At 58.5% G+C, this 24,845-nt stretch carries 16 protein-coding genes; 8 read left to right on the top strand and 8 right to left on the bottom strand.

Annotated elements, in window-relative coordinates:
* Positions 1-216: 216 nt before the first annotated feature.
* Together ACVW0B_RS05160 and ACVW0B_RS05155 are read right to left on the bottom strand one after the other, a co-directional pair.
* Positions 217-1,566 carry an alkaline phosphatase gene (locus tag ACVW0B_RS05160; protein ID WP_457491119.1) on the bottom strand — a complete coding sequence of 450 codons (1,350 nt, stop codon included), beginning with the start codon at positions 1,564-1,566 and terminating at the stop codon, positions 217-219.
* 246 nt (positions 1,567-1,812) lie between these two features.
* Positions 1,813-4,179 (bottom strand): transglutaminase TgpA family protein, encoded by a 2,367-nt coding sequence (locus ACVW0B_RS05155; protein ID WP_457491118.1) that lies wholly within the window; start codon positions 4,177-4,179, stop codon positions 1,813-1,815.
* 183 nt (positions 4,180-4,362) lie between these two features.
* Between ACVW0B_RS05155 and uvrA the strand changes: the two genes are divergently transcribed.
* The 5 genes from uvrA to ACVW0B_RS05130 all read left to right on the top strand — a co-directional run bounded on the left by uvrA (position 4,363) and on the right by ACVW0B_RS05130 (position 12,715).
* Positions 4,363-7,266 (top strand): excinuclease ABC subunit UvrA, encoded by a 2,904-nt coding sequence (gene uvrA, locus ACVW0B_RS05150; RefSeq protein WP_457491117.1) that lies wholly within the window; start codon positions 4,363-4,365, stop codon positions 7,264-7,266.
* Positions 7,267-7,489: 223 nt separating this feature from the next.
* Entirely contained in the window at positions 7,490-9,730 is a 2,241-nt protein-coding gene (locus ACVW0B_RS05145; RefSeq protein ID WP_457491116.1) for a WD40 repeat domain-containing serine/threonine-protein kinase, read from the top strand.
* 50 nt (positions 9,731-9,780) lie between these two features.
* Positions 9,781-11,094, top strand: coding sequence for an FAD-dependent oxidoreductase (locus tag ACVW0B_RS05140; protein WP_457491115.1), 1,314 nt, complete (start codon positions 9,781-9,783; stop codon positions 11,092-11,094).
* 65 nt (positions 11,095-11,159) lie between these two features.
* On the top strand, positions 11,160-11,879 hold the full coding sequence (locus tag ACVW0B_RS05135) for a hypothetical protein (RefSeq protein ID WP_457491114.1): 720 nt from the start codon (positions 11,160-11,162) through the stop codon (positions 11,877-11,879).
* 110 nt (positions 11,880-11,989) lie between these two features.
* The gene (locus ACVW0B_RS05130) at positions 11,990-12,715 is read left to right on the top strand and encodes a glycerophosphoryl diester phosphodiesterase membrane domain-containing protein (protein ID WP_457491113.1); all 726 of its coding nucleotides are present in this window, start codon (positions 11,990-11,992) and stop codon (positions 12,713-12,715) included.
* Between the two features lie 58 nt (positions 12,716-12,773).
* Here the strand turns inward: ACVW0B_RS05130 and mnmA are convergent, their stop codons facing one another.
* Positions 12,774-13,880, bottom strand: a complete 1,107-nt coding sequence (mnmA, locus tag ACVW0B_RS05125) for a tRNA 2-thiouridine(34) synthase MnmA (protein ID WP_457491112.1) — start codon at positions 13,878-13,880, stop codon at positions 12,774-12,776.
* A 102-nt stretch (positions 13,881-13,982) separates the two neighbouring features.
* The gene (locus tag ACVW0B_RS05120; RefSeq protein ID WP_457491111.1) at positions 13,983-14,732 is read right to left on the bottom strand and encodes a HEAT repeat domain-containing protein; all 750 of its coding nucleotides are present in this window, start codon (positions 14,730-14,732) and stop codon (positions 13,983-13,985) included.
* Between the two features lie 503 nt (positions 14,733-15,235).
* Here ACVW0B_RS05120 and ACVW0B_RS05115 point away from each other — a divergent pair.
* Complete coding sequence (locus tag ACVW0B_RS05115; protein ID WP_457440618.1) at positions 15,236-16,120, top strand: hypothetical protein; 885 nt, start codon at positions 15,236-15,238, stop codon at positions 16,118-16,120.
* 221 nt (positions 16,121-16,341) lie between these two features.
* Here ACVW0B_RS05115 and ACVW0B_RS05110 read toward each other — a convergent pair whose 3' ends face one another.
* A complete protein-coding gene (locus ACVW0B_RS05110) occupies positions 16,342-16,929 on the bottom strand; it encodes a hypothetical protein (RefSeq protein WP_414329849.1) in 588 nt (195 codons plus the stop codon).
* Between the two features lie 307 nt (positions 16,930-17,236).
* Here ACVW0B_RS05110 and ACVW0B_RS05105 point away from each other — a divergent pair, with 307 nt between their 5' ends.
* A complete protein-coding gene (locus tag ACVW0B_RS05105) occupies positions 17,237-18,178 on the top strand; it encodes a hypothetical protein (protein WP_457442968.1) in 942 nt (313 codons plus the stop codon).
* Between the two features lie 47 nt (positions 18,179-18,225).
* Here the strand turns inward: ACVW0B_RS05105 and ACVW0B_RS05100 are convergent, their stop codons facing one another.
* From ACVW0B_RS05100 to selD, 3 genes are all read right to left on the bottom strand, one after another.
* Positions 18,226-19,362, bottom strand: a complete 1,137-nt coding sequence (locus tag ACVW0B_RS05100; protein WP_457491110.1) for an ABC transporter permease — start codon at positions 19,360-19,362, stop codon at positions 18,226-18,228.
* A 142-nt stretch (positions 19,363-19,504) separates the two neighbouring features.
* Entirely contained in the window at positions 19,505-20,002 is a 498-nt protein-coding gene (locus tag ACVW0B_RS05095; RefSeq protein ID WP_457392207.1) for a hypothetical protein, read from the bottom strand.
* A 143-nt stretch (positions 20,003-20,145) separates the two neighbouring features.
* Positions 20,146-21,213 carry a selenide, water dikinase SelD gene (gene selD, locus ACVW0B_RS05090; RefSeq protein WP_414406871.1) on the bottom strand — a complete coding sequence of 356 codons (1,068 nt, stop codon included), beginning with the start codon at positions 21,211-21,213 and terminating at the stop codon, positions 20,146-20,148.
* Between the two features lie 112 nt (positions 21,214-21,325).
* On the opposite strand from selD, the gene ACVW0B_RS05085 reads away from it, so the two are divergent.
* On the top strand, positions 21,326-24,823 hold the full coding sequence (locus ACVW0B_RS05085; protein ID WP_457440610.1) for a DNA polymerase III subunit alpha: 3,498 nt from the start codon (positions 21,326-21,328) through the stop codon (positions 24,821-24,823).
* Positions 24,824-24,845: the final 22 nt, after the last annotated feature.

The raw sequence follows: 24,845 nt of genomic DNA, 5'->3' as shown, positions 1-24,845 counted from the left end.
GAACAAACTCAAACCCAAAGGACAGTCTCGGCTCCATGATAGCCCACTGTAGTACAGTTCTAACGCAAAATGAACTACGTCTATCTGCTTTGCTGAGCTAGCCCCTTCGCCGTTATGTGGTTCTCATAAAAAAAGGGGATCCACTGGATGGATCCCCCGTGACGGACAGAGCTTGTGGGGCAAACACCCGCCCAAGGCAGGTGACCACAGCAGACACTAGGGCTTCAGCTCGCTGGGGATGCGCTCCCCGAAGAGCACGAAGTAGAGAATGCGGTAGATGTCTGTGTTCAGGATTCCAGTGACCGGCACTAGCTCTCGAGCGTTCAAGCCCGCAGCGCGAGCGATGACTCCACTGCCGACGTCATCTCCGGTAGCCCAAGCCACGGCAAAGGGAAAGCGCTTGCCATTTTTGTCGGGAGCGGAAATGAACGGCTTGCTACCGGTGCCGTCAACTCCGTCAATGGGGGCACCACTGCCTTCGGGGTCAGTAGGGGGCAACGGCTCATCGGCGGACTCGACATCCACCAACTGCATGCCACCGGCATTGCTGTCGCTGGTGGTAATCATGAAGGTCTTGGGATTCTTCTCGATAAAGTTGAGAATCACCCCGATGGCATCGTCGGCCCGCTTCATGGCCTCCAGGCAGCCAGAGGCATTGAGGTTGTTGCACATGTTATCAGTGCCCTCTTCTTCGATGACGGCGAAGAAGCCCTTAGGATTGCGGGAGATCCGCGCCAGGGCAAATTCGGTCATCTCGGCAATGGTGGGGGCGCTGGCGATGTAGTTGGGCAAGTTTTCTTTCCGCAACTCTTCTTCAGGCTTGTCGTAGAAGGTGTCCTCGACGTTGAACACCCCCAAAACTTTGGAGACATCTGCCGGCAGCTTGAGCAGCTCGTCGCGGGTGTAGACAACGGCGTACCCCTTTTTCTTGGCCTCCTCAATCAGGTTGCGGCCATCCTTGCGCTTCCCTTTGCCAAAGCGGCCCTGGACACCTTCCGGCAGCAGCCATTCCTCGCCAGCGCCGAGGATGATGTCTACCCCTGACTCCACCACCTGCAGGGCAATCTCCTCATAGTTGCTGCGCTTGGCAGCTTTGGCAACGAAGGCAGCCGTCCCCGGCTCAATGATGGATCCCGTTTGCACCAGAGCCGTACCCAAGCCTGCCGCCACAGCCTCTTCCATGATCGTGTTCAGGGTGCCGTTGGCAGAGGGGTACTCTTTGCCGTCCGGATCCAACCCAAAGCTCTTGGCGTGGACACGAGTTCCTGTGGCATGGGTCACCGCTCCGGCGTTGGAAGTTCCCCCAAGCTGGTCGAAATGGTGCCCGCGATAGGGGGCAATCACGGGAAGACGATCCCAGTTCAAGAAGCCATCTGGGCCCTTGTAGAGAATGCGTGTGATGTCCCAGTGGGAAGCTGAGGTTCCATCTGGGTGAAAGAAGATTGCACCGTTGCCGGTTGGCTTAGGCGCCGCTTGAGCCACACTAGAGGAAAAAACTGACGAGGACAGCAGACACAAAGTTGCAGCCAAAGCCGCCCTCAAAGAGTAGCTACGCATAGCTAACACGCCCTTGCTCGTTCGAAGCTGAACGTTAGAAACGTAACACAGCTTCAGATGAGTTTGCAAGGGCATAGCAATGCAGCAGCGCGAAACGTGCCTGAAGCGAGTGCGCCACTGAGCGATTTCCCCGTCTGACAGTGCAGCTTACGGGGTCTATAACTAACGTTAACTATCTCTTAACTGTCTCATAACTGTCAAGGTTTCTCGCAGGGCTTTTGGGGTACCTGCTCCAGGGCATAGCCGTCCTTCTGGTCAGGCGGCTCTTCTGGGGGTTTTGGCCAGTGGCTGCCATGCTCGTCTGAGCTGTTTGAATTGCTGTTGCCAGCGCTGCAATTCGCCCGCCTCCAACGGGATCCCACCGAAGCGCACCTCCAGGTAGCGCTCCAAGAACTGGATGGCCACCTGGGCTTGTGGTAAGTCGGAGTGGCGCAAGTGTTCCAGGCAGGCCTCAGGGCCTAGGTGGGCTGGGATCCCCACCGCCGTCGCCAGATCCCGCAGTTGCAGATAAAGCCTTGAGATAAGCTGGCGGCGCTGCTGCGACTTGGGTAGAGCCGCCGGGATCCAGCGCATCCCAGCAAAGGCCAGACTCGGTAGCAAGAGGCCAACCATCCAGGTGGGCCAGGGGGGCGGAGGCTGCCACAGGGATCCCATCACCACCCCATTGGCGGCAGTGGCCAACAGAATCCACCCCCTATCCTGCCAGCGCAAAGCCCGATAGCGGCGGCGGCGGCCCCAATAGGCCGTAGAGCCGGTGATCACCACCACCCCCAGTAGCGGTAGTCCATTCCGCTGCAGCGTTTGCCCCCAACCCACCAGGCTACGACGGAAGGCAGTGATGACATCCTCCCGCTCCTGGGGAGCAGTTACGCGGCTGGCCAGCTCCTGGATCTGCCGCCAGATCTGCCGCTGGGTGGATAGGTCGTACTGGATGACGTACTTAAACCAGCGGAAGCGCAAGCTGTCGTAGAAATCTTGAAGGGGATCCCACCAGCTCTGCCGCTGACTAACATTGGCCTCTGCCGGCGTAGCGTCAAAGATGACCCAGCCGTAGGGGCCAAAGGGGATCTCCGTCCAGGAATGGGCGTCGGCATTGCGTACTGCCAGATAATTTTCCTGCGCCACCCAGCGCCCGCCCAAAAAGCCATTCACCATCCGGGCCGGGATGCCAATGCTGCGGGCCAGTATCGTCAGGGCTGTGGCGAAATATTCGCAGTGGCCCCGCCGATGGGTGAACAGAAAGGCTTCCAAAGGCGGTTCAGGGCCGGGATCCGGCAGATCGGTGGTATAGGCGTAGTTCTCCAGCAGGTAGTTCTGCAAAGCCGTCACCTTGCCAAAGACATCGGGGATCCCAGCGGTAACGTCTTCAGCCAAGGCGGGAATGCGCGGATCCAGGTCTGCTGGCAACTGCAGATAGGCTGCCTGTTGGACTGGGTCGAGAGCACTGAACAGCTCCGCGTGGCCTAGCCGGCGCAAGCGCGGGCTTAACTCCCTTGAGATCCGGCTCCGGGCGCGGTAAAGATGGGGCACCTGCCGAGGCAGAGAATGGCCAACATCTCCGGTCTCGCTCAAGATGAGGCGGCGATTCTGCCGTTGCCAAGCTTGTTGCACCGTCGCTGCTCCGCCCCGCTCCAGCCATTCCATCTCCACCAGCGGGGCCACCCCAAAAACGGTGTTGGTGACCAGCGGCTCCAGATAGATAAGCTGCTCCAAGGGGAGAAGCAGCAGGTCGGGAGCAGTGGGGATCAAGCTGGAGGCAGAGAGATCAAATACCCCTGCTGCGTTGGGGAAAATGGGGATGAAGCGGTCTAGCGTTCGCGACCAGGCCCGTCCATCGTAGCGATCAAAGCTGATCCCGCGCCAGTAGAGGGACTCCACACGGGGCGGCACCCCTGCCGGAAATTCCACCCGCATGACAACGGTGTTATCGGTTTTGAGGGTGCCGAATGCTCCCAGGCTGACTTCCTCGGCAAAGCCAGTGGTCATCACCGGCGAGCGGGCCTGGCGACCCAGAATTCCTAAACTGACCCGCGGGAACAAGAAAAACAAAGCCACGGACAGGATCACCGCCAGCAAAGCCAGGGATCCGAGAAAGCCCAAAAAGTTGAGGTTGATGCCACGGGTTTGGCTGGCTGCCTGCGGGTGCTGTTCCGTTTGTAGGCGCAGGTGGTAAAGGGTGAGGTTGATCAGTCCCACCCCCACGTACAACAAAAACAGCAGCCCAAAGCTGATGTCTTCGTTGAACAGGGTGGCAATGGCCATCAGCAGCAGAGACAGCACCGCCAACTGGATGTGATCGGCTGCCCGTTCCCGCTGAAACAGCTTGGCCCCCGTTAGGTAAAGCACCAAGCCAATGGCCCCATCGGAAAAGGGAAGGGTCCCAAAGATAACCAAAGCCAGCAGGCTAAGCAACACCGCCACCGTCAGGGGCATCCACAGGGGGGCATAGCGGGCAAAAGCAATCCTTGGCGGCTCCCAAAACCAACTGCAGGCCCCTGCGGCCAAGCAAACGGCAATGACCGGTGGCGACAGAGCCTGATCCCCCAGACAAAGGGCCGTGAAGGCGATCCCCACCAACAGGTAAACAAACACCTTTTGAACGGATGGCAGTGTCCAGGTCATGGCCCCTGGGATTCAGTCCTTTCCAGCATAGCCAAGTCTTTTTTGCTACCGGTTTGCCCTCCCTGGGATCCCCTTTTGGACAAAGCGAAGAGCATTAGAATCGTTAACTAAGAATCGTTAAGATTTTGTTACTCGCCGGTCTCGACGGGATACCTGTGACACGCTGCGCGAAAAGGTGGTGAGATGTCCAGCCAAAACGAAATTCACGTGGTGGGGGCGCGGCAGCACAACCTCAAGAATGTCAACCTGCGGATCCCGCGGGATCGCCTGGTGGTATTCACGGGCGTCTCCGGATCGGGCAAGTCCTCCTTGGCTTTCGACACCATCTTTGCCGAAGGGCAGCGGCGCTATGTGGAATCCCTCAGCGCCTATGCGCGGCAATTTCTAGGGCAACTGGACAAGCCGGATGTGGATCGCATCGAGGGCTTGAGTCCGGCCATCTCCATCGATCAAAAGTCCACCAGCCACAACCCCCGTTCCACCGTCGGCACCGTTACCGAAATCTACGACTACCTGCGGCTTCTGTATGGGCGAGCTGGGATCCCGCACTGCCCCCATTGCAACCGGGTGATCGCCCCGCAGACGGTGGATCAGATTGTGGATCAGATCATGGCTCTGCCGGATTGGGCTCGGTTTCAGTTGCTCTCGCCGGTGGTGAAGGGGAAAAAGGGCACCCATGCCAACCTGTTGCAAAGCTTGCGCCAGCAAGGGTTTGTGCGCGTGCGTGTCGACGGCCAGGTATGGGATCTCAGCGAAGAGATCACCTTGGACAAAAACAAGACCCACACTATCGAGGTGGTGGTGGATCGGCTGGTCAAGAGCCCCGACATAGCGGAGCGACTGGCCGATTCTCTGGCAACCTGCCTGCGCCAGTCGGGAGGAATTGCGGTGGTGGAGCTGCTGCCGCGGGAAGAGGAGCGAGAACAGCTGCTGCAAAAGGTGGCCGAGTCGGCGGGGCAATACCTGAACGGCAAGCCAACGGAGCTGGTCTTTTCTGAGCAATTTGCCTGCCCGGAGCACGGTTCGGTGATGGGCGAGCTGTCGCCGCGCCTGTTTTCCTTCAACTCGCCGATTGGGGCCTGTCCTGTCTGTCACGGGCTGGGCTTTGAGCCCATCTTCGACCCCGAGCGGATCGTGCCGGATCCCAAGCTCCCCTTGTACGCGGCCATCGCCCCTTGGGCAGAGCGGGAGAACCCCTACTATCTGGCTTTGTTGGCGGGAGCCGCCAAGGCTTTTGGCTTTGACCTCAGCAGCCGCTGGTGTGATCTCACCCCCCAGCAACAGCAGATCATCCTCTACGGCGCCGACCAGGAGGTCTACATCGCCGAGGTAGAATCTCAGTACCGAGGCCGGGGGTACTATCGCCGCTATGAGGGGGTGATTCCCCAATTGCAGCGGCACTACCAGGAAACCACTTCCGAAATCTATCGGCAAAAGCTGGAAGCCTACCTCACCTACCGTCCCTGTTCCGCCTGTGGGGGATCCCGTCTCAAGCCGGAAGCTCTGGCCGTGCGCATCGGCGGCTACCGCATTACCGATCTCACCGAGATCTCCATCCGCGACTGCCTGCACCGCCTGGAGCAGTTGAAACTTACCCCGCGACAAGTGCAGATCGGCGAGCTGGTGCTGCGGGAGATCAAAACCCGGCTGCAGTTTTTGGTGGATGTGGGCCTGGACTACCTAACGCTGGCCCGCCCGGCCATGACCCTCTCCGGGGGCGAGGCGCAGCGGATCCGGCTGGCCAGCCAGATGGGCTCCGGCTTGACGGGGGTGCTCTACGTGTTGGACGAACCCTCGATTGGCCTCCACCAGCGGGACAACGAGCGCCTGTTGCAAACCCTGTTTCGCCTGCGAGATCTGGGCAACACCCTGATCGTGGTGGAACACGACGAAGAAACCATCCGTGCCGCCGACCACATCGTCGATATCGGCCCTGGGGCCGGCATCCACGGCGGGGAAGTGGTGGCCCAGGGATCCCTGGCGGACATCATGGCCTGCGAGCGCTCCATCACCGGAGCTTATCTTTCGGGGCGGCTGCGGATCCCTACCCCTGCGCAGCGGCGGGCCGGCAAGGCGGTTTCTCTCAAGCTCACCAATGCCCACAAAAACAACCTCAAGCACATTGATGTAGAGATCCCCCTGGGCAAGTTGGTCTGTGTTACAGGCGTCTCCGGCTCCGGCAAATCCACCTTGGTCAACGAATTGCTCTACCCTGCCCTGCAGCACCATCTTGGACACAAGGTGCCCCAACCCGCGGAGATGGGAGAACTTGAGGGCATCGAACACATCGACAAGGTGATCGTCATCGACCAATCTCCCATTGGCCGTACCCCCCGCTCCAACCCTGCCACCTACACGGGTTTGTTTGATCCCATCCGCCAAACCTTTGCCCAAACCTTGGATGCCAAGGCCAGAGGCTACCCATCCGGCCACTTTTCCTTCAATGTCAAGGGGGGGCGCTGTGAAGCCTGCAAAGGGCAGGGGGTGAACGTGATTGAAATGAACTTCCTGCCCGATGTGTACGTCACCTGCGAAGTCTGCGGGGGCAGCCGTTACAGCCGCGAAACCCTGCAGGTCAGGTACAAGGGCAAGAACATCGCCGAAGTCCTGGATATGACGGTGGGGGAGGCGCTGGAGTTTTTCGCTGCCCTGCCTCCTGCCGCCAAGATCCTGCAGACCTTGGCCGATGTGGGCCTCGATTACATCAAGCTGGGCCAGCCAGCTCCTACCCTCTCCGGTGGGGAAGCGCAACGGGTCAAGCTGGCCGCAGAACTGGCCCGCCGCTCCACCGGCAAAACCCTCTATCTGCTGGATGAGCCCTCCACCGGCTTGTCTTTTTACGATGTCCACAAGCTCTTGAACGTCCTGCAGCGGCTGGTGGATACAGGCAACACCGTGCTGGTGATCGAGCACAACCTGGACATTCTCCGCTGTGCTGATTGGATTATTGACTTGGGGCCAGAGGGCGGCGACCGCGGCGGCCAGATCATCGCCGTTGGCACTCCAGAACAGGTGGCTGAGCACCCCGGATCCCATACAGGGCGATATTTGAAGCAGGTTTTGCAACAACATCCCCCAGGTCGCTGAGCAACTCAGCCTGCTCCAGGGAGAAAGTTGACCGAAAGCGGCTGTCGGGATCCCCTTTCGCTTTTTGCTCTGCTCACCTCAGCCATGGCGGTGGAGGACTGATGCGGCGAGGACTCTATCCCACCCAGGTGCTCCGCACCGTGAACGCAAGGGTGAACGGTTAGCCTGAGTCTCACGTCGCTATGGCATGATGGGTCGGAAGGAAAAGGTTCGCACTCTCCCCATGGTAGGGCAGACCCTGGGTGGCCGCTATCAGATCTTGGAAGCACTGGGATCCAGCGGACAAACCTACTTGGCACAGGATAGCCATCATCCTGAGCGGCTTCGGGTGGTGCTCAAACGCTGGCAGGCCGGCCAAAATGCTCCGCACCGCGAACACAGTGAGGACTCCGCCTCGCTACGGCATCTCTTTCAGCAAGAAGTGGCGCTGCGGGAGCACCTGGGATCCCACGAGGGTATCCCCCGCCTGTTGGCCTGCTTTGAGCAAGAGGGGGAGTTTTATTGGGTGGAAGAATGGGTTGAAGGGCCCACCCTGGAACAAGCTCTATTGCTAGGTAACGCAACCGAGAGGGGCCAGCTAACGACTCCGTCCCGCCAAATGCACTGCCATTGGGGGCACGACTGGACAGAGGCTGAGGTACGAGCCTTGTTGCAGGATGTGCTGCAAACCTTGGCCTTCCTGAATGGGGAAGGGGTGAGCTGCTGCAACCTGCAGCCCTCTCGCTTGATCTACCGTCAGGCGGATGGGCGATGGGTGTTGTTGAAGTGGGGGGGTGAGGAACAGGGTCTGGCTTTTTCCGGCTCTGGCTTCGGGAACCCCTATGGCCCCAGGCATTGCAGCGACCTCTATGCTCTTGGGCTGATTGCCCTGCAGGCCCTCTGCGGGATCCCGCCCCAGAAGCTGTTTCGCGACCCGTTGACGGGGGAGTTGCGCTGGCACGATCTGGCCTCTACTAGCGCTCCTTTTGCTGCTTTTCTGGATCGTTTGGTGAGCTGCAACCCACAACAGTGCTTTCCTTCAGCAACAGCAGCTCTGGCCACTTTGCAGGCTTTGCCCCCCGCCGAGAGCCCCCCTGCCGCCGAACTCCTGTCCCAGCCCAGCCCTGTCGCCGCCGAGCCCTTACAGGAGCCAACCACCCCACCGCGTTCTCCGGTATCGCTGCGGGCGCGTCCCCGGATCCCACCGGTTTGGGCAGGAGGCGGCTTGGCGGCTTTGCTGGCGTTGACGGTGGCAGGGGTATGGCAGATGAGGGCGAACCTTGGCCTGCGGGGGGAGCCCAAGGATTCTGTCCCCCTCACGAGAACGGGATCCTCTAGCCCGGCAAAGCGCAACGGCCTGGGACTCCGTCCTACTCGCGAGAACGGTTCTCATGCCTCCGTCCCCACCGCCGTCACGGTCGCGGAAGCGTCGCGTAGCGATAACGACCCGGCAGACTGGGCCAAGTCTTTGCAGCTCAAGGCTACGCTGGAAGGCCCTGTCGCCGTCACTGCTCTGGCCATCAGCCCGGATGGAAATCTCCTTGCTGCCGGGGGAGACGACGGCGTGATCCGGCTTTGGGATCCCCAGGCTGGCCAACTGCTCCAGAGCTGGGCAGGCCACGAGGGATCCGTTGAGGCACTGGCCATCAGCCCAGATGGTACCTTTTTGGTGAGTGGTGGGGCAGACAAGACGGTACGGGTCTGGGATCTGGCGACCCTGGGGGATCCGGCTCTCTGGCCTGGGGATGTGCTGGCGCGGCTGCAGTTGCAAGGGCACACCGGGTTGATCAACAGTGTCGCCATTAGCCCCGATGGTCGTTGGATTGCCAGTGGCAGCGCCGACCGCACCATCCGCCTTTGGCAGGCCGACAACGGCCAGTTGATCCGCACCCTGGCGCCTCCCACTGCTGCCGCCCAGGAGACCCCTCAGAGGGCTGGCATTACAGCAGTGGCCTTTGGCCCAAGACCTACCCGTATGAATACTTCCCACCAATCTGAAGGGATCCCCCCTTGGATCTTGGTGGCCGCCAATGGAGATCCCACCGTTCACCTTTGGGATCCCGGCAGCGGGGCCTTGCTGGAAACCCTAAAGGCCGACTACCCCATCGAGCAGGTGCTTCTGAGCCCAGATGGCCGCTATTTGCTTGCCGGCAGTACCGGTGGCATCTTGGTCTGGAACCTGGGCGTGGGAGCCCTAGAGCGCACCTTGCCCCAGACTTTGTCCGGCTTGGCCGCCCTTGCCCTCAGCCCTGATGGCCGCTTGCTCGCCAGCGGCACCGATTACCGCGCTCACCAGATCAAGCTCTGGGATCTGCGCAGCGGAGAACAGTTGCGCACCCTGGGCGGCCAGACTTGGATGGTGAGCGTCTTGCTGTTTGGCCCCGGTCGCGGAAGCGTCGCGCAGCGATATGGGCAGACCCTTCTCAGTGGTGGCGCCGATGGCTCAATTCGCATTTGGGGGCCAGCCGACCCAGCTCAGCCCTAGTGGGATCCAAGCAGATAAAATACTCGACGAAGAAGGGATCCCGGCAGAGCATGGGCAGAGTGGTGGTTATCGGCGCGGGGCTGGCAGGGCTGACCTGTGCCAAGGTGCTGAGGGGCCAGAGGGATGTTCTCGTCTTGGAAAAAAGCGATGGCCCTGGGGGGCGGGTGCGTACCGACAAGGTGGATGGCTTTCGCCTGGATCGCGGCTTTCAGGTGCTGTTCACCGCCTATCCCAAAGTGCGACAGCATTTGGATCTGGGCAAGCTCGATCCCCGTCCCTACCGGCCCGGCGCTATTTTGGCTCAACCCGGTCGCTGCTGGCTGTTGGGGGATCCCCTACGGGATCTGTCCAGCCTTCTCCCCTCTTTGCTCAACCCCTTGGCCAGCTTTGGGGACAAGCTCAAGGTGCTGCAATTGCGATCCGAGCTGGCGCGCCGCAGCCCTGAGCAAGTCTTTCAAGAAGGTCTGGGGGGATCCGATTGCTCGCTGCGGGAGTTTCTGGAGCAGTACGGCTTTTCCCAACAGATCTGCCAGCACTTTTTCTACCCCTTTTTCCGCGGGATCCTTCTAGATCCGGATCTGGGCAGTAGCGCCCGCCTCTTTGCCTTTTATTTCAAGATGATGGCCGAGGGATCCATTGTCACCCCGGCCTTGGGTATGGGAGAACTGGCCCGACAACTGGCCGGTCACCTGTCCCCCGAACAGATTCGCTACCAAACCCCGGTGGAGCGCATCCTGGCAGAAGACGGGAAAGTGCGCGGGATCCGCACCGCCAAGGGTGAAGAGATCCCTGCCGAGTGGGTAGTTTGTGCTACTGATGCCCCTCAGGCACGGGCCTGGCAGGCGGAGCTGTGCCCTCAAGCCCCCACCCCCATTCCCACCCAGGGGCGAGCGGTGACCTGTCTCTACTTCTGCGCCCCCTTTTCCCTCAGCCGCGGCGCCTACTTGTACCTCAACGCCACCGGCCAGGGCTGGATCAACCATTGGGTCCAACTTACCCGCATCAGCCCGGCGCTGGCTCCTCCTGGCCAACACCTGTATTCGGTGGTGGTGCTAGGGGATCCCCCCTTAGGTGACGAGGAGCTGGCCCAAGCCTGCCGGGCCGAGCTGCAAACTTACTTCCCCGTCGCGGCAGTGTCGCGTAGCGATAAAGCCCCCTTGGAGCAACTGCGCCTGCTGCGGGTGTACCGGATCCCTTTTGCCCAGTTTGTACAACCCCCCGGCTTTCAGCAGCATCTGGTTCCCACCTTTAGCGGCCTGCCGGGCCTCCTTTGGGCCGGGGAATACACCCACCAGAGCAGCCTCGAGGGATCCCTGCGCAGCGGCGAACAGGCAGCGGCGTGGATTCTCCAAAAATCGGCGTAAATCTGTACAAAGCAATACAGACTTTCTTAAGCCTATTCCCAGCAACAAAGCTGGGATCCCGTGGTATGAAGGGGGTGGACTTGGTCGCCCACGAGGATCCCTCTGTCATGCAAAACGCTACCCTCAGCCCCATCCCGCTCCTGCAGCGGTCATTCGAGATGGCGGGCCCCATCTATGGGCCGCTGCTGATCCTGGCCTCTCCCGGCTTCATCATTTCCATCATCGCCGAGCTAATCCCACTTTTCGGGGGAATCCTCAACTTGGCCTATGGCCTGATCGGCCTGCCCATCCTGGCAGGGGCAGCCTTGTGGCTGGTGGATCAGCACCTGAAGCGGCAAGCTCCCCTGCTAGGCAACAGCCTCGACCGAGCTGTCTCGAAGGCAGTGCCTCTGGTTTTCGGCAGCATCTTGGCAGGACTCCTCTCTTTCCTTGCTTCCATTCTCCTGATCATTCCAGGCATTTACGTGGGGGTTAAGCTGGCTTTCACGTTTTGTGCCATTGCTCTGGAAAATCAAGGAACTACAGGAGGGCTGCGCTACAGTTGGAATCTCGTCAAAGGTCGTTGGTGGGGCGTGTTTTGGGCCCTTCTGATTGGGGGCTTTATTCTCGGTTTTGGGGTTGGATTGATAGTTGTACTTGTCAGTAGAGTTGTGGCTGATTTTGGCGACTCTGTGGTGAACGTAGTTAGGGCTGCCGCTGCCACAGCCGTTCAGCCCATCTTCTGGGTCTATTTGGTGCTCCTGTTCCGATCCCTGCAACGATTGAAGGGGCAAGCAGCCTCCTAGTTTCCGCTTTTGCCCCCATTGGGGATAGCAAAAAGGGTGCTCCCCGTGCCTAGCTTTGAGATGAGAAGGGATCCCTTTTTGGGATTTCGGCTCAACCCAAGATGTCCTAGGTGAGATCCCGTGGTATGAAGGGGGTGGACTTGGTCGCCCACGAGGATCCCTCTGTCATGCAAAACGCTACCCTCAGCCCCATCCCGCTCCTGCAGCGGTCATTCGAGATGGCGGGCCCCATCTATGGGCCGCTGCTGATCCTGGCCTCTCCCGGCTTCATCATTTCCATCATCGCCGAGCTAATCCCACTTTTCGGGGGAATCCTCAACTTGGCCTATGGCCTGATTGGTGCGCCCATCCTGGCCGGGGCAGCCTTCTGGTTGGTGGATCAGCACTTGAAGCAGCGCACTCCTTCCCTGGGCAACAGTCTGGATCGGGCTGTCTCTAGGGCAGTGCCTCTGGTATTCGGCAGCATCCTGCTGGTGTTGATTGTCTCGCTGGGGATGCTGTTGTTTGTGCTTCCCGGCATCTACTGGGGGGTGAGGCTAGCTTTTACCCTCTACGCGATTGCCCTGGAAGACAAAGGGGCCACAGAAGGGTTGGGCTACAGTTGGAACCTCGTCAGGGGCCGTTGGTGGGGGGTGTTTTGGGCATTTCTGGCTGTGGGTTTGATCTTCGGCATCGCGATCCTGATGATTTCGTTTTTTGTTGGGGGGATCCTGGGAGATACCCTAGGTGCGGCTGTGGTTGGGAATGCTGCCGCCACGGTAGTTGCGCCTATCCTCGATATCTATACAGTGCTCCTGTTCCGATCCCTGCAGCAGCTGCAAGCGCAAGCAGCGTAGTTTGGCTTGCCCTCACCCCCAATCCTTCCCCCCTGGCGAGAGGGAAGTTGCAGTTGGCCTAGGGAGAAGGGCGCTCCAGGATCCCTCCCCCCAGCAGGAGATCCCCGTGGTACCAGACGGCGGCTTGGCCAGGAGTGACCCCAAACTGCGGCTCGGCAAACTGCAGGTTTACCCGCTCTGGCGATTCCGGGATCACCATGGCGGGCACTGGGGGGGTACGGTAGCGCACCTGAACCTCAACAGCCAAGGATGCCGTCGGCGCCGGGATCGAGACCCAGTTCACTTGTCTTACCCATGCTTCAGCTTGGGTGGCTTCCTCCCGTTCCCCCACGACCACGCGGTTCATGGCGGCATCGATGCGCACCACGTAAAGCGGACGGGAAGAGGCAATCCCCAACCCCTTGCGCTGGCCCACCGTGTAGTGGTGGATGCCCTCATGGGATCCCAGCACTCGCCCCTGGGTATCGACGATTTCCCCTGGCCTTTGCCCAAGGTACTGATCCAAAAAGCTCCGCATCGAGCCATAGGTTTCAATCAAGCAGAGATCCTGGCTTTCGGGCTTGTCGGCTGTAACCAGCCCGTAGCGGGCAGCCAACTGACGGGTTTGGGCCTTGGTGTACTCGCCCAAGGGGAAGAGGCTATGGGCTAGGTGCTCTTGGCTGAGGTCGTAGAGAAAATAGGACTGATCCTTCTGCCGATCTACCGCCCGCAGGAGTTGGTAACGTCCTAGCTCGGCGTTAAAGCGCACCCGTGCGTAGTGGCCGGTGGCCATCTGCGAGATGCCCAGCTTTTCGCGGGCATAGGCCAGCAACGGGCCGAATTTCACCAGCTTGTTGCATTGGGAGCAGGGTAGGGGGGTAATGCCCTCCGCATAGCCGGCTACCAGGTAATCGACAATGTTGGCCTGGAACAGCTCGCGGCTATCCACCACATGGTGCGGGATCCCCAGCTGCTCACAAACAGCTGCCGCATCCACCAAGCCTTCGGTACAGCACTGCCCCTTCCCCCTCATGAGCCAGAGGGTGACCCCCTCCACGGCGTAGCCCTGTTCCTGCAAAAGGGCCGCCACCGTAGAGCTATCCACACCCCCAGAAAGGGCCGCCACAATGCGGGGCCGCGACGGGGATGCAACAGGTGAAACCGATGAGTGGGGGCTGATAACCATTGAGACAAGGGATCCTGGGAAAAGAAAGGCTCAGCCGGAAACAGAGGAAGCCTCTCTCTGGGAATTGGGGAACCCGGAACAAGCTGAGCCGGGATCTTTACCTTAGCCTTCCTCAGAATTGGCTGGCCCGGATCCCTTCTCAGGGGTGGTTTCTGAGATGCCCCTTTGCCGCAAGCGCCGCAGCGAATCCAGAGCCGCCGCCGCAACGTTATCGTGGGGATCCCTGGCCAGGTAGTTGAGAGCAGAAACGCTCTTGGGGGAAGGCAAATTGCCCAGCGCTTGGGCCAGCCGCTGCCGCACCAGCCAGTCTTCCGATTGGGCAAACCGCAGGATGTGATCCAGGGCCCGCGGATCCCCCAGTTCTCCCAAAGCTGCGATGGCCGCCTGTTGTAGCAGCTCTTCTGGCCCCTCCAACGCCCGCAGAAGCACCTCGTAAGCCCGCGGATCCTTCAAGTTCCCCAAGGCCACCGCGGCACTGAAGCGCACCAGCCATTCTACATCCTCGTAGAAAGCACGCACTAAAGCTTCAAAAGCCCGCGGATCTTCCAAATAGCCCAGGGCACCTGCCGCGTCGGCGCGAATGCCATAATCCGGGTCTTGGGTGAGGATTTCCAGCAATTTGGGCAGACAGGCGTCCGTTTGCTTGATCCCCAGGGCAAAGACGGCAAAAGAGCGCACCTGCAGGTTCTCATCGTCGATGACCTGCAAAATCAGCGGCACCGCCTGCTCTGCCGGCACATCCCGCAACTGGGCCAAGGCCACCATCCGGTCTGCAGAACGCGGGCTGCGCAAGCGTTGAGCGATCTCCTGTAAACGGGCGGGGTTGGCGGGATCCAAAGCAGAGACAGTCATGGCGTTAACAAATATTTACAATCTTTCTTCAGTATGGCAAACGAGGCTGCGCTTGGACAGAGGCCGTCTTTGTCTGGCCCGGTCGGGATCTCTGGGGACATGGTGCCACTGTTTCGATCGACAAATCCTAGCACTGTTGTCGAGAAAAGCAGGTTGACTTGGCCCCATCACGAAGATTTTGGATATTTTGGTGGAGAGGATACGAGGCTGATACATTTACGCTGAACACTGCTGAACATCACTGTTCAACTATGCAGCGATAGCATTCTGTTTGTTTCCAACCAGAATGGCGGTATCCCGCAAAGCTTTGAGTAGAATACCCAAAGCGCAGTTTCCGTGTCGTCTTACTACCAATTTTCTGCTTTGCTTTGGCTACCATGTTGGCAGACTCGAAAGTAAACAGAAAGATTAACTGGTAGTAATCCGTACTGAACATATTATACATTATTTTCAGTATAGTTGAGCTTATTATTGACTAGAGTCATGCTCTCCCGGTGGTCTCTATGCTGAAATCGCTGCCTGCTCGCCCATTGTCCTGCTTTCTTGTAGCCGGCCTGCTGTTGGCAGGGGGCGTTGCGTTTTTGGCCCCCCGTTGGTTCCCGGCTCTGGCCAACGAACAGGCTGTTCCTGAGGCCGAACTGGCGCTTCGGCCCCTCTTGGCTCCGGGATCCCGGATCCTCAGCTCGCGGCGATTGAGCGACACAGAAGCGGAAATTTGGGTGGAGTCTCGGGGGGGAACCAGCCCTGTGATCATGCGGCTGAATGCTGCAGGGACTTGGGAACAGGATATGAGCGCCACCTTGGCCCGCGGAGCCAGCCAGATGCAAGCTCTCGCCCGGCAACAAACGGTGAACCTGCCTGCCGGCTTTGGCCAGACCGCCCCCGATCAACCCCCGCCGCCGGTGCCCTCCCTTCTGCAGGCTACCCAAGCTGCCTCTAGCCTGATCCCGCCAGTGGATCGAGAGCAGGAAACCCAGCGGGCCTTGAGTGGGGCTGGCCGTGTGGATCCCTTTGTGCCTCAAAACGTGCGTGCTCCTGAACCGCAGATTGTCCTGCCGCCCCTGCCTCCACCTCCGGTTTTGCCCCCTCCTGGCAGCGGCAATGGCGCCCCTGTAGCCGTGGCCACCCCGATCCCAACGCCTACCCCCGACCCGGCTGCCTTTGCCCGCAGTGTACAGGTTTCCGGGATGATACAGATCGGCGGCGAGTCCTTTGCTCTGGTTTCTGGCCCAGGTGTCATTCCCGCTGTGGTGCAGGCCGGGCAAAACTACCAAACCGCCAAGGTGGCCGGAGTATCGGTGCCAGAGCGACGGGTTGTGCTCTCGGAAGGGGGAGAAACGGTCGTGAAGCAAATGGAAGACACCAGCGTGATTGTAGGTGCGCCCTAGCTTCAGCAGCAGCAAGACACCGACGGTAGAACGGGCTTATTCCAAGTAGCAGCCAACTAGCAGTAAAACAGTTGGCTGGCTTGATTCCCAACTCCCCCTTCCAGAGGGGCCGGGGGCAAGGGTCAGAGGCTACTTGAACGGGCTCGGAACAACCCTAGTTGGAAGATAGGAGTTGCCAGATCTCCAGATCCCGAGATCTTGGCGGCAAGGCCGAGAAGACTTCAAAAGCGGGGTTCACTGCTGAGGCGGGAGGGCTGCTGTTTGAGATAACGCAAAAACTCCCGCAGCTCGGCGTCGCTGAGTTGGTGGCGAGATTTCTTCTGAAAGCGACGTTCCAAAAACTCTTGTCCTTCCTTGCGGCCCCAGCCAATGCGCTGCATCTCCACATCCGTTTGGGCAATGATGTCCGATAGGTCATCTCCATAGGCCGCCGGCTCACTTAGACCGGGCAGCTCTGGGGAACTTGGCTTTGCAGGGATCCCTATCGACTCGGGGGCTGGAGAAGCAGGGGAAGACTGAGCGTGTCCGTTGGCCAACTCAGGAGTTGGCAGATAAGGCACCCTGGCGGCAGCAGAATCCATGCCCAAACTCAAAGAGGAAGTGGGGCGACCAAATCCTGCGTGGTGGAGGGCGCGCTTCAAGGCAGCATCTTCCGCCTCTTCGACGGTGTTCGAGCCAGCCATGCCACTGCCCAAAACCGTGTTGTTCACCACCACCTGGGCTCTGACAATGTAGATCCCTTCTTCCACCCGCAACAGATCGGTGAGCAAGCTGCCCATGGGGTACCGCTCTCGAAAGTCTTGGATCATGTTGGCGTCAGAACCTGTTGCTGCTGAAGCTCTGAATACAAGCTAGCCCGAAAGTTAACTTGGCATCCAGATCTCAATCCAATCCCACCCTCAATATCGACATTGAATTGATATAAAGCGAGAGATCTCAACAAGAGGGAGCTGTCCGAGCAGATAACATCCCGGCTGGTGAGGGTATGCTATGGCCAAGGAATCCAGTTATATTAAGCAAGCGTCAACCCACGTGGCTGGCTTGGAAAACCTGAATTATCAGCAGCTCAGCCTTGACTCTTAGCTCTATTGTCGGCGCCAAGATAGATGGGGGACTATGGCCAGCGATACCATCGGGGTCAGCTCAGCGAGTTTGGGACGGGCAGCCATTCGAGAGCGCAACTACGGCACTGCTTTGCAGTTGCTCCGGCGAGCTTATCGTGCGGATCCCAGCCCAGAGAATGCCCGTTGGCTGGCCACCGCCTACGAGGAGGCGGGTTACCTTCAATTGGCCGCTCTGTACCGAGAATTGGCCCAAGAGCGCAGGGAGACTCCCAAAGCGATTCAATTTCAGGCCCCCAAACCTCCCGGCACCCTTGAGGAGCTGAAGCAGCCATCTCCTGAACCGCCGGATCGCAAGACCATTCCCTTGCCGCAGCCGATCCCACGCCCAACCCCACCCGCATCTCCTCCGGATCAGCCAATTTGGGTTTACAAGCCCACCCCCATCGATCCCAAAAGTATCAGCCGCCAAGCGCCCCTTCGACCTCAAGCTGCAGAGCCTGCCCCTTCCCCTCAACCATCGGCGGAGAGGGACGACTATCTGCCGGTTCAGCACGCCCCGGATTTGAAAAACCCGCAGCAGGGATCCCCCTTTGTGCGGCGACTGAACCAACTGCATCGCCAGTTTAAGGATCAGCCCACAGCGGAACTGGCGCTACAACTGGCGGAAGCCTACGACGAGCAAAAGAACTTTAAAGAGGCCCAGCGCTACTACCGAGAGGTTTTGGATCTGGATGACTCTTGGCTGTTACGACCGATGGTGCAAGAGCGCCTAGAAGAGCTGCGGCAACTGCAGGAGCCAACAGCCGAACAGAATCCTTGGGCAGATCTCTCAGCCCAAAACTTGCTCAAGCTAGGACAAAAGTTGGAACAGGAAGGGGAAGTGGCTCGTGCCGAGCAAGTTTACCGGCAGATCCTGAAAATGGATGCCACCCTGGATGTCCATGCTAAGGCTCGCAAGGGTCTAAACCGGCTCTATCCCGACGGAAAGCGGTGATTTGCAGGCCACTCCATTCCCCTCACTCGGCGCAATGGGGAAGCAGCTCACCCTTCCCGAGGATCGAGGGCGTCCCGCAAACCATCCCCCAGCAGGTTAAAGGATAGAGAGGTCAGCACCACCATCAAAGTGGGGGCCAGCACCAGCCAGGGCTGTAGGATGATCACCGAAGCGTTGGTGGCCAGCGAGAGCATGTTGCCCCAAGAGGCATCCGGCTGTTGGATCCCCAACCCGATGAGGCTCAGCACCGACTCTGCCGCAATGTAGCCGGGCACCGCCAAGGTTGCCGAGATCACCACATAAGTGGCTGTCTGGGGCAAAATATGCCGCACCAGCAGATACAGGGATCCAGCCCCGGCTACCCGCGCTGCCTGCACAAAGTCCCGCTCTCGCAAGGACAGCACCTGCCCACGAATCACCCTGGCTAGGCCCGCCCAACCGACAAAAGAGAGGATCACCACAATCACCAAGAAGCGCTCGGCATTGCTGAAAGGCACCCCGGTCAGCGGATTCACCTGCAACACCGCTGCCAGCGACACCAGCAGATACAGCGTCGGAATCGACATCAACACCTCTGCCAAGCGCATCAGGAGCGTATCCACCCAGCCCCCAAAGTAGCCGGATATGGCCCCCACCAGCAGGCCAATGGGGAAAGAGATGCCAATGCCCACCAAGCCGATAAACAGGCTGACGCGCCCGCCATAGACCAAGCGACTGAAATAGTCCCGACCTTGATCATCTGTGCCCAGCAGGTGCAGCCGTGCCACAGGTGGCTCTTCGCTGATTTGCGATCCCACTTGTCCTGCTTCTGCAACAGGCCGCAGCGGGACGGTGCCGAACAGATGCCGATCCCAGGGGATCAACCCCAACCAACGGTAGGGAGTACCGGCCACAAACAAGCGGATCCCGGCTGGACGGCTGGTATCCACCAAGAGCGGGCGTTCTCCCGTTTCCAGATCCACTGGCCCCTGGCGGGTTGGATAAACGTGGGGCCCAATCCAAGCGCCCGATTCATCCCAAAAGTGAATGGCGGTGGGCGGCAGAAGGGATCCCCCCGGTTGAGATTCCAGTGGGCTGTAGGGGGCAACGAACTCGGCAAAAATGGCGCAGGCGTAGAAAACAAGAAGAATGTAGGCTCCTGCTTGGGCCCATCGATTGCGGCGAAGCCGTTTCCACCACTGCATAAGGCAGAGATTCCAGTCGAGTCCAGTTGAACCAAATGCCAGCAGTGTAGCTGATCGTGTCTTGTTCCAGTTGCAGAGAGGGCTGCAAGGTGTCACCGATTCATGCTGGCAGGACGAGTCCCTTCCCCAGTCCAAGACAAGCTCAGCCTGCCAAGGAATAGCTGGGGCTGTAGAGGGCCGTCATCTCCATCCGCACCGCAGCAATCGTCTGGGGCAGCACCCCCACCAGCCGTGCCAAAATGTCATCGGGCAATTGGCTAACCAAATCCGCAGAGAAAAATTCCTCTAAGCTAAAGAGCAAAACCCGCGCCCGTTGCGCCGGCAGAGGATTATCGGTGATTTGCTGCAGCCAACGCATCCAGTGCAGCCGCTTGGCATAGGCACTTTGCCGCTCTTGGTAGTCTTGCGGATGCAGCAAAACCACATCCCCAATGGGGACAACGCCGCCGGACTCCACATCCAATGGCCCCCCAACAGCAGCACCCGGCCCGGCAAACTCAGCATGAAACGTCTTGCAGATGATCAGGGCGTTGTGCCGCTGGGGATCCACCATCAGCAATTGCCCACTGCTGAGGGTTCGAATCAGCTGGCCAGGCTCAACTCGCTGAACCAGACTACGGCTGGGGGGAAGCTCGCTCATAGCTCTCAGGATATCTCAACCTTCCCTTGCCTCACATGGTATCTTTAACTTTCTCAGAGCTGCTTGACGCAATCTTCATACTGAGCCCTCTATCGAGACTTTGCATGAGACTTTGCATGGTGAGTATTGCCAGAGGGTCTTCTTCAGGCTGCCGCTGGGCTGAGGCTGATCTTGCCGGTAACATGGATTCTGGTGTCTCCAGCTTGGCATCGGCCAATGCGACGGGCGTAGGGGTAGCCGGCACTGTGCAGCTCTTGCAAGAGGTCTGAGGTGTAGCCGGGATCCACCGCCACCAGCAAGCCCCCGCTGGTTTGGGGATCCGCCAGCAGCAGTTGCTGCCACTCGGGCAGGGATTCTGCCTGTACCCCCTCATAGCCCTGCCAATTGCGACGAGCCGCCCCTGGAAAGATCCCTGCCTCTGCCAGCGAGAGCGCTTCTGCCAAAAACGGAATGGAAGCCAGATCCAAACTGGCCCCCACCCCCGAGCCGCGACAGACTTCCAGCAAGTGTCCCACCAGGCCAAACCCTGTTACATCCGTCATGGCGTGAACTTGCGGTCGCCGAGCCAGTTGCGAGCCGATGCGATTCAGCTGGGTCATCACCTGCAAAACTTCCGCGTAGCCTGCCGCACTGAGCTGACCCTTTTTCAGAGCGGTGGTCATCACCCCGATCCCCAGCGGCTTGGTCAGGATCAGATCGTCCCCGGCTTGGGCCGTGGCATTGCGGCGAATGTGGTGTGGATGGGCCAAACCTGCTGCCACCAAGCCGAAGATGGGCTCCGGCGAATCGATGGAGTGCCCCCCTGCCAAAGGGATCCCGGCTTCTTGGCAAACCTGGATCCCTCCGGCCATGATCCCTTGGATGGCCTGCATCGGCAGGGTATTGACCGGCATGCCCAAAACTGCCAAAGCCAGAATGGGAGTGCCCCCCATCGCGTAGACATCGGAAAGGGCATTGGTTGCCGCGATCCGACCAAAATCCACCGGCTCATCCACAATCGGCATGAAGAAGTCGGTGGTCAAAATTAGGGCTTGGTGGTCGTTTAGTTGATAGACAGCCGCATCATCGCTGGTTTCAGCTCCCACCAACAAAGCCGGATTTGGGGATAGCAGGGGCACATCCTTAAGAATTTGTTGCAGCAGGGCCGGGGCAATTTTACAGCCGCAGCCACCGCCGTGGGAGTACTGGGTGAGGCGAATGGGAGCATCCATCAAGAAAAGGGAAAAAACATCAGCTGACTTTACTGTAGCGGCATCTGCAGGCAGTCGAGAAATGGACACGCTGAGTTAAGGTTAAAGGGATCCCACTATCCATAGCGTTGCCATGTCTTTTGTTCCTTTGCATCTCCACAGCGAATACAGCCTCTTGGATGGCGCCAGCCAATTGCCGCGTCTGATCGAGCAGGTGGTGGCTATGGGTTTGCCGGGGCTGGCCCTGACGGATCACGGTGTCATGTATGGGGCATTGGAGCTGGTGAAACTGTGTAAAAGCAAAGGGATTACTCCAATCATCGGCAATGAAATGTATGTAATCAACGGCGATATCCGCGACAAAAGCCGCAAGTACCCCAAGTATCACCAGGTGGTTCTGGCCAAAAATACCCAGGGCTACAAAAACTTGGTAAAGCTGACCACCATTTCCCATCTACATGGCATTCAAGGCAAAGGGATTTTCTCTCGCCCCTGCATTAACAAAGAGTATTTGGTGCAATACAAAGAAGGGCTGATCGTCACCAGCGGCTGCTTGGCAGGAGAAGTGCCTCAAGCTATTTTGCAGCGGCGGCCAGAAATTGCCCGTGAAGTTGCCGCTTGGTACCAAGAGCAGTTTGGGGATGATTATTACATCGAGATTCAGGATCACGGTTATCAAGAAGATCGCTTTGTCAATGTGCAGTTGGTGCGCATCGCCCGCGAATTGGGGATCCCGATCATCCTCACCAACGATAGCCATTTTATTTCCTGCTGGGATGTAGAGGCCCACGATGCGCTGCTCTGCATTCAAACAGGCAAATCCCTTACTGAAAAAAATCGCCTTCGCTACACCGGAACCGAATACCTGAAAAGCCCAGAAGAGATGCGCCGTCTCTGCCGTGACCATTTGGAACAGGAGGTGATTGACGAGGCCATCGCCAACACCCTGAAGGTGCTGGAAAAGATCGAGGGCTATGACCTATTTGGGGAAATGCGCATGCCCGACTACCCGGTTCCACCGGGCCATTCTGCCGATAGCTATCTCACAGAATTGGCCTGGCAGGGGCTGGCGAAGCGCTGCGGTGTTGCTCAGCCGGATCAGATCCCCCAAAACTACCAGGAGCGCCTGCGCTTTGAGCTGAACATCATCCAACAAAAGGGCTTCTCCAGCTATTTCCTGGTGGTCTGGGACTACGTTCGCTATGCCCGCGAGCAGGGGATCCCGGTGGGGCCGGGGCGAGGCTCGGCAGCAGGATCCCTGGTGGCCTATGCCCTACAAATTACCAACATTGACCCGGTTAAATACGGCCTACTGTTTGAGCGATTTCTCAATCCAGAACGTCAATCGATGCCGGATATCGATACGGATTTTTGCATCGAGCGGCGGGGAGAGCTGATCGACTATGTGACCCGCAAATACGGCCAAGAGCGAGTCGCCCAGATCATCACCTTTAACCGCATGACCTCTAAAGCCATTCTCAAAGATGTCGGTCGAGTCTTAGACATTCCCTACTCAGAAGCCGACAAAATGGCGAAATTGATCCCGGTATCCCGAGGCAAGCCCGCAAAATTGGAAGAGATGATTGGCGAGGATACTCCCGCTCCAGAGTTCAAAGAAAAATACGAGAAAGACCCAACCACCCACCGCTGGATCGAGCTGGCACGTTTGTTGGAGGGCACCAACAAAACCTTCGGGGTTCACGCTGCCGGTGTGGTGATTGCTAAGGATCCCTTAGATGAGATCGTGCCTCTGCAGTACAACAATGAAGGCCAAATTATCACCCAGTACTCGATGGAAGATATCGAGTCTTTGGGCTTGCTGAAGATGGACTTTTTGGGTCTGCGCAACCTGACGATGATTCAGCGGGCAGTGGAACTGATCCGAGAACACAATGGCGTCAATATAGATCTGGATAACCTACCCCTAGACGACAAGAAAACCTACCAGCTTTTGGAAAAGGGAGAGCTGGAAGGGATCTTCCAACTGGAATCTTCTGGCATGAAGCAGGTGGTGCGGGAGCTCAAACCTTCCAACCTGGAAGATATTTCTTCAGTATTGGCCTTGTACCGGCCAGGCCCATTGGATACGGGCATGATCCCCGACTTTATCGATCGCAAGCACGGTCGCAAACCGGTAACCTATGCCCACGAACTCCTCAAGCCCATTCTTCAGGATACCTACGGAGCCATCCTCTACCAGGAACAGATCATGCGCATTGCCCAAGACATGGCCGGATACACCTTAGGCCAAGCCGATCTGCTGCGGCGAGCGATGGGGAAAAAGAAAGTCTCCGAGATGGAGAAACACCGCGAGCAATTTGTGCAGGGGGCAGCCAAGCGGGGTGTAAGCCAAGAAGTTGCCACAGAATTGTTTGATCAAATGGTTGCTTTTGCCGAGTATTGCTTCAATAAATCGCATTCTACTGCCTATGGGTTGATTACTTTTCAAACAGCTTACCTCAAGGCCAATTACCCAACGGAATATATGGCAGCCTTGCTCTCTTCTGTGGGGGGAGATCAGGACAAGGTACAGCGCTACATTACCTATTGCTTGTCAATTGGGATCCAAATTCAGCCGCCGGATATCAACCGTTCTGGAATGGACTTTACTCCCCAGGGATCCAGCATTTTGTTTGGTCTGGGGGCAGTGAAGAATGTAGGGGAGGGGGCCATTCAAAACATTTTGGCTGCCCGTCAAGCTGATGGCCCCTTCACCTCTCTGGCGGATTTTTGCCAGCGGGTGGATCTGCGCATTGTTAACCGTCGTGCCCTGGAGGCCCTGATTTGTGCGGGCGCTTTTGATTGTATTTCTGGAAATCGTAAACAACTAATTGCCGATTTGGATCCCATCCTCAGTTGGGCAGCGCAGCGAGCCAAGTCCAAAGCCATCGGCCAAGCCAGCTTGTTCGATCTACTGGGGAGCAATAGCAGCGCCGGCAATGGATTTGTGGAGGCTCCGCGTGGGCCGGCTACTGAAGATTTTCCACCTCAGGAAAAGTTGAGGCTAGAACGGGAGCTGCTGGGGTTTTATGTCTCGGATCATCCGCTGCGGCGCATTCAGGAGCAAGCGCGGCTACTGGCCCCCGTCAACCTAGCTGACCTGGGCGGCTGTGCAGCCGATGCCTCTGTGGGCGTTCTCGCCCTGGTGACTGCCATTAAAAATGTCACAACCAAGAAAGGGGATCGCATGGCCATTTTGCAACTGGAAGATCTCACCGGCAGTTGTGAAGCGGTGATCTTTCCCAAAACCTATGAACGTTTGCGCGGTTGCCTGGAGGTGGATCAACGGCTGTGGGTCTGGGCCAAAGTGGATCAGCGGGATGAACAGGTGCAACTGATTGTGGAAGATTTGCAACCGATTGAATCTGTTAGCTGGGTAACGGTGGAGATCCCTCTCGACTCTGCTGGGACACTGGAGGATCGATACCGTTTACAGACGCTAATCGCTCGCCAACGCTCGGAAATTAAAGAAGAAAATCGCATTCCTGTCGTGGCTGCCATCACCGCCCATCCCCATACCCTTTGGGTGAGAATGGGATCCCAATTTTGGGTTAACAATGCCCAAGCCGCCGTTGAAGCCCTGCGTCAAGCCGGCTACACCGCCCGCAGCGAATCGCTGCTCTCTCCATAGGCATGGCAGAGAAAGCTCCGGC

The organism is Thermostichus sp. MS-CIW-23 (assembly GCF_054059455.1).
The sequence above is the reverse complement of the archived record's forward strand: the minus strand, read 5'-3'. Positions and strand labels throughout refer to the sequence as shown.

Excerpts from the sequence above, each read along its gene's own strand:
- ACVW0B_RS05155 (WP_457491118.1), bottom strand. The coding sequence starts at position 4,179 with ATGACCTGGACACTGCCATCCGTTCAAAAGGTGTTTGTTTACCTGTTG.
- uvrA (WP_457491117.1), top strand. The coding sequence starts at position 4,363 with ATGTCCAGCCAAAACGAAATTCACGTGGTGGGGGCGCGGCAGCACAAC.
- ACVW0B_RS05145 (WP_457491116.1), top strand. The coding sequence starts at position 7,490 with ATGGTAGGGCAGACCCTGGGTGGCCGCTATCAGATCTTGGAAGCACTG.
- ACVW0B_RS05140 (WP_457491115.1), top strand. The coding sequence starts at position 9,781 with ATGGGCAGAGTGGTGGTTATCGGCGCGGGGCTGGCAGGGCTGACCTGT.
- ACVW0B_RS05135 (WP_457491114.1), top strand. The coding sequence starts at position 11,160 with ATGAAGGGGGTGGACTTGGTCGCCCACGAGGATCCCTCTGTCATGCAA.
- mnmA (WP_457491112.1), bottom strand. The coding sequence starts at position 13,880 with ATGGTTATCAGCCCCCACTCATCGGTTTCACCTGTTGCATCCCCGTCG.
- ACVW0B_RS05120 (WP_457491111.1), bottom strand. The coding sequence starts at position 14,732 with ATGACTGTCTCTGCTTTGGATCCCGCCAACCCCGCCCGTTTACAGGAG.
- ACVW0B_RS05115 (WP_457440618.1), top strand. The coding sequence starts at position 15,236 with ATGCTGAAATCGCTGCCTGCTCGCCCATTGTCCTGCTTTCTTGTAGCC.
- ACVW0B_RS05110 (WP_414329849.1), bottom strand. The coding sequence starts at position 16,929 with ATGATCCAAGACTTTCGAGAGCGGTACCCCATGGGCAGCTTGCTCACC.
- ACVW0B_RS05105 (WP_457442968.1), top strand. The coding sequence starts at position 17,237 with ATGGCCAGCGATACCATCGGGGTCAGCTCAGCGAGTTTGGGACGGGCA.
- ACVW0B_RS05100 (WP_457491110.1), bottom strand. The coding sequence starts at position 19,362 with ATGCAGTGGTGGAAACGGCTTCGCCGCAATCGATGGGCCCAAGCAGGA.
- ACVW0B_RS05095 (WP_457392207.1), bottom strand. The coding sequence starts at position 20,002 with ATGAGCGAGCTTCCCCCCAGCCGTAGTCTGGTTCAGCGAGTTGAGCCT.
- selD (WP_414406871.1), bottom strand. The coding sequence starts at position 21,213 with ATGGATGCTCCCATTCGCCTCACCCAGTACTCCCACGGCGGTGGCTGC.
- ACVW0B_RS05085 (WP_457440610.1), top strand. The coding sequence starts at position 21,326 with ATGTCTTTTGTTCCTTTGCATCTCCACAGCGAATACAGCCTCTTGGAT.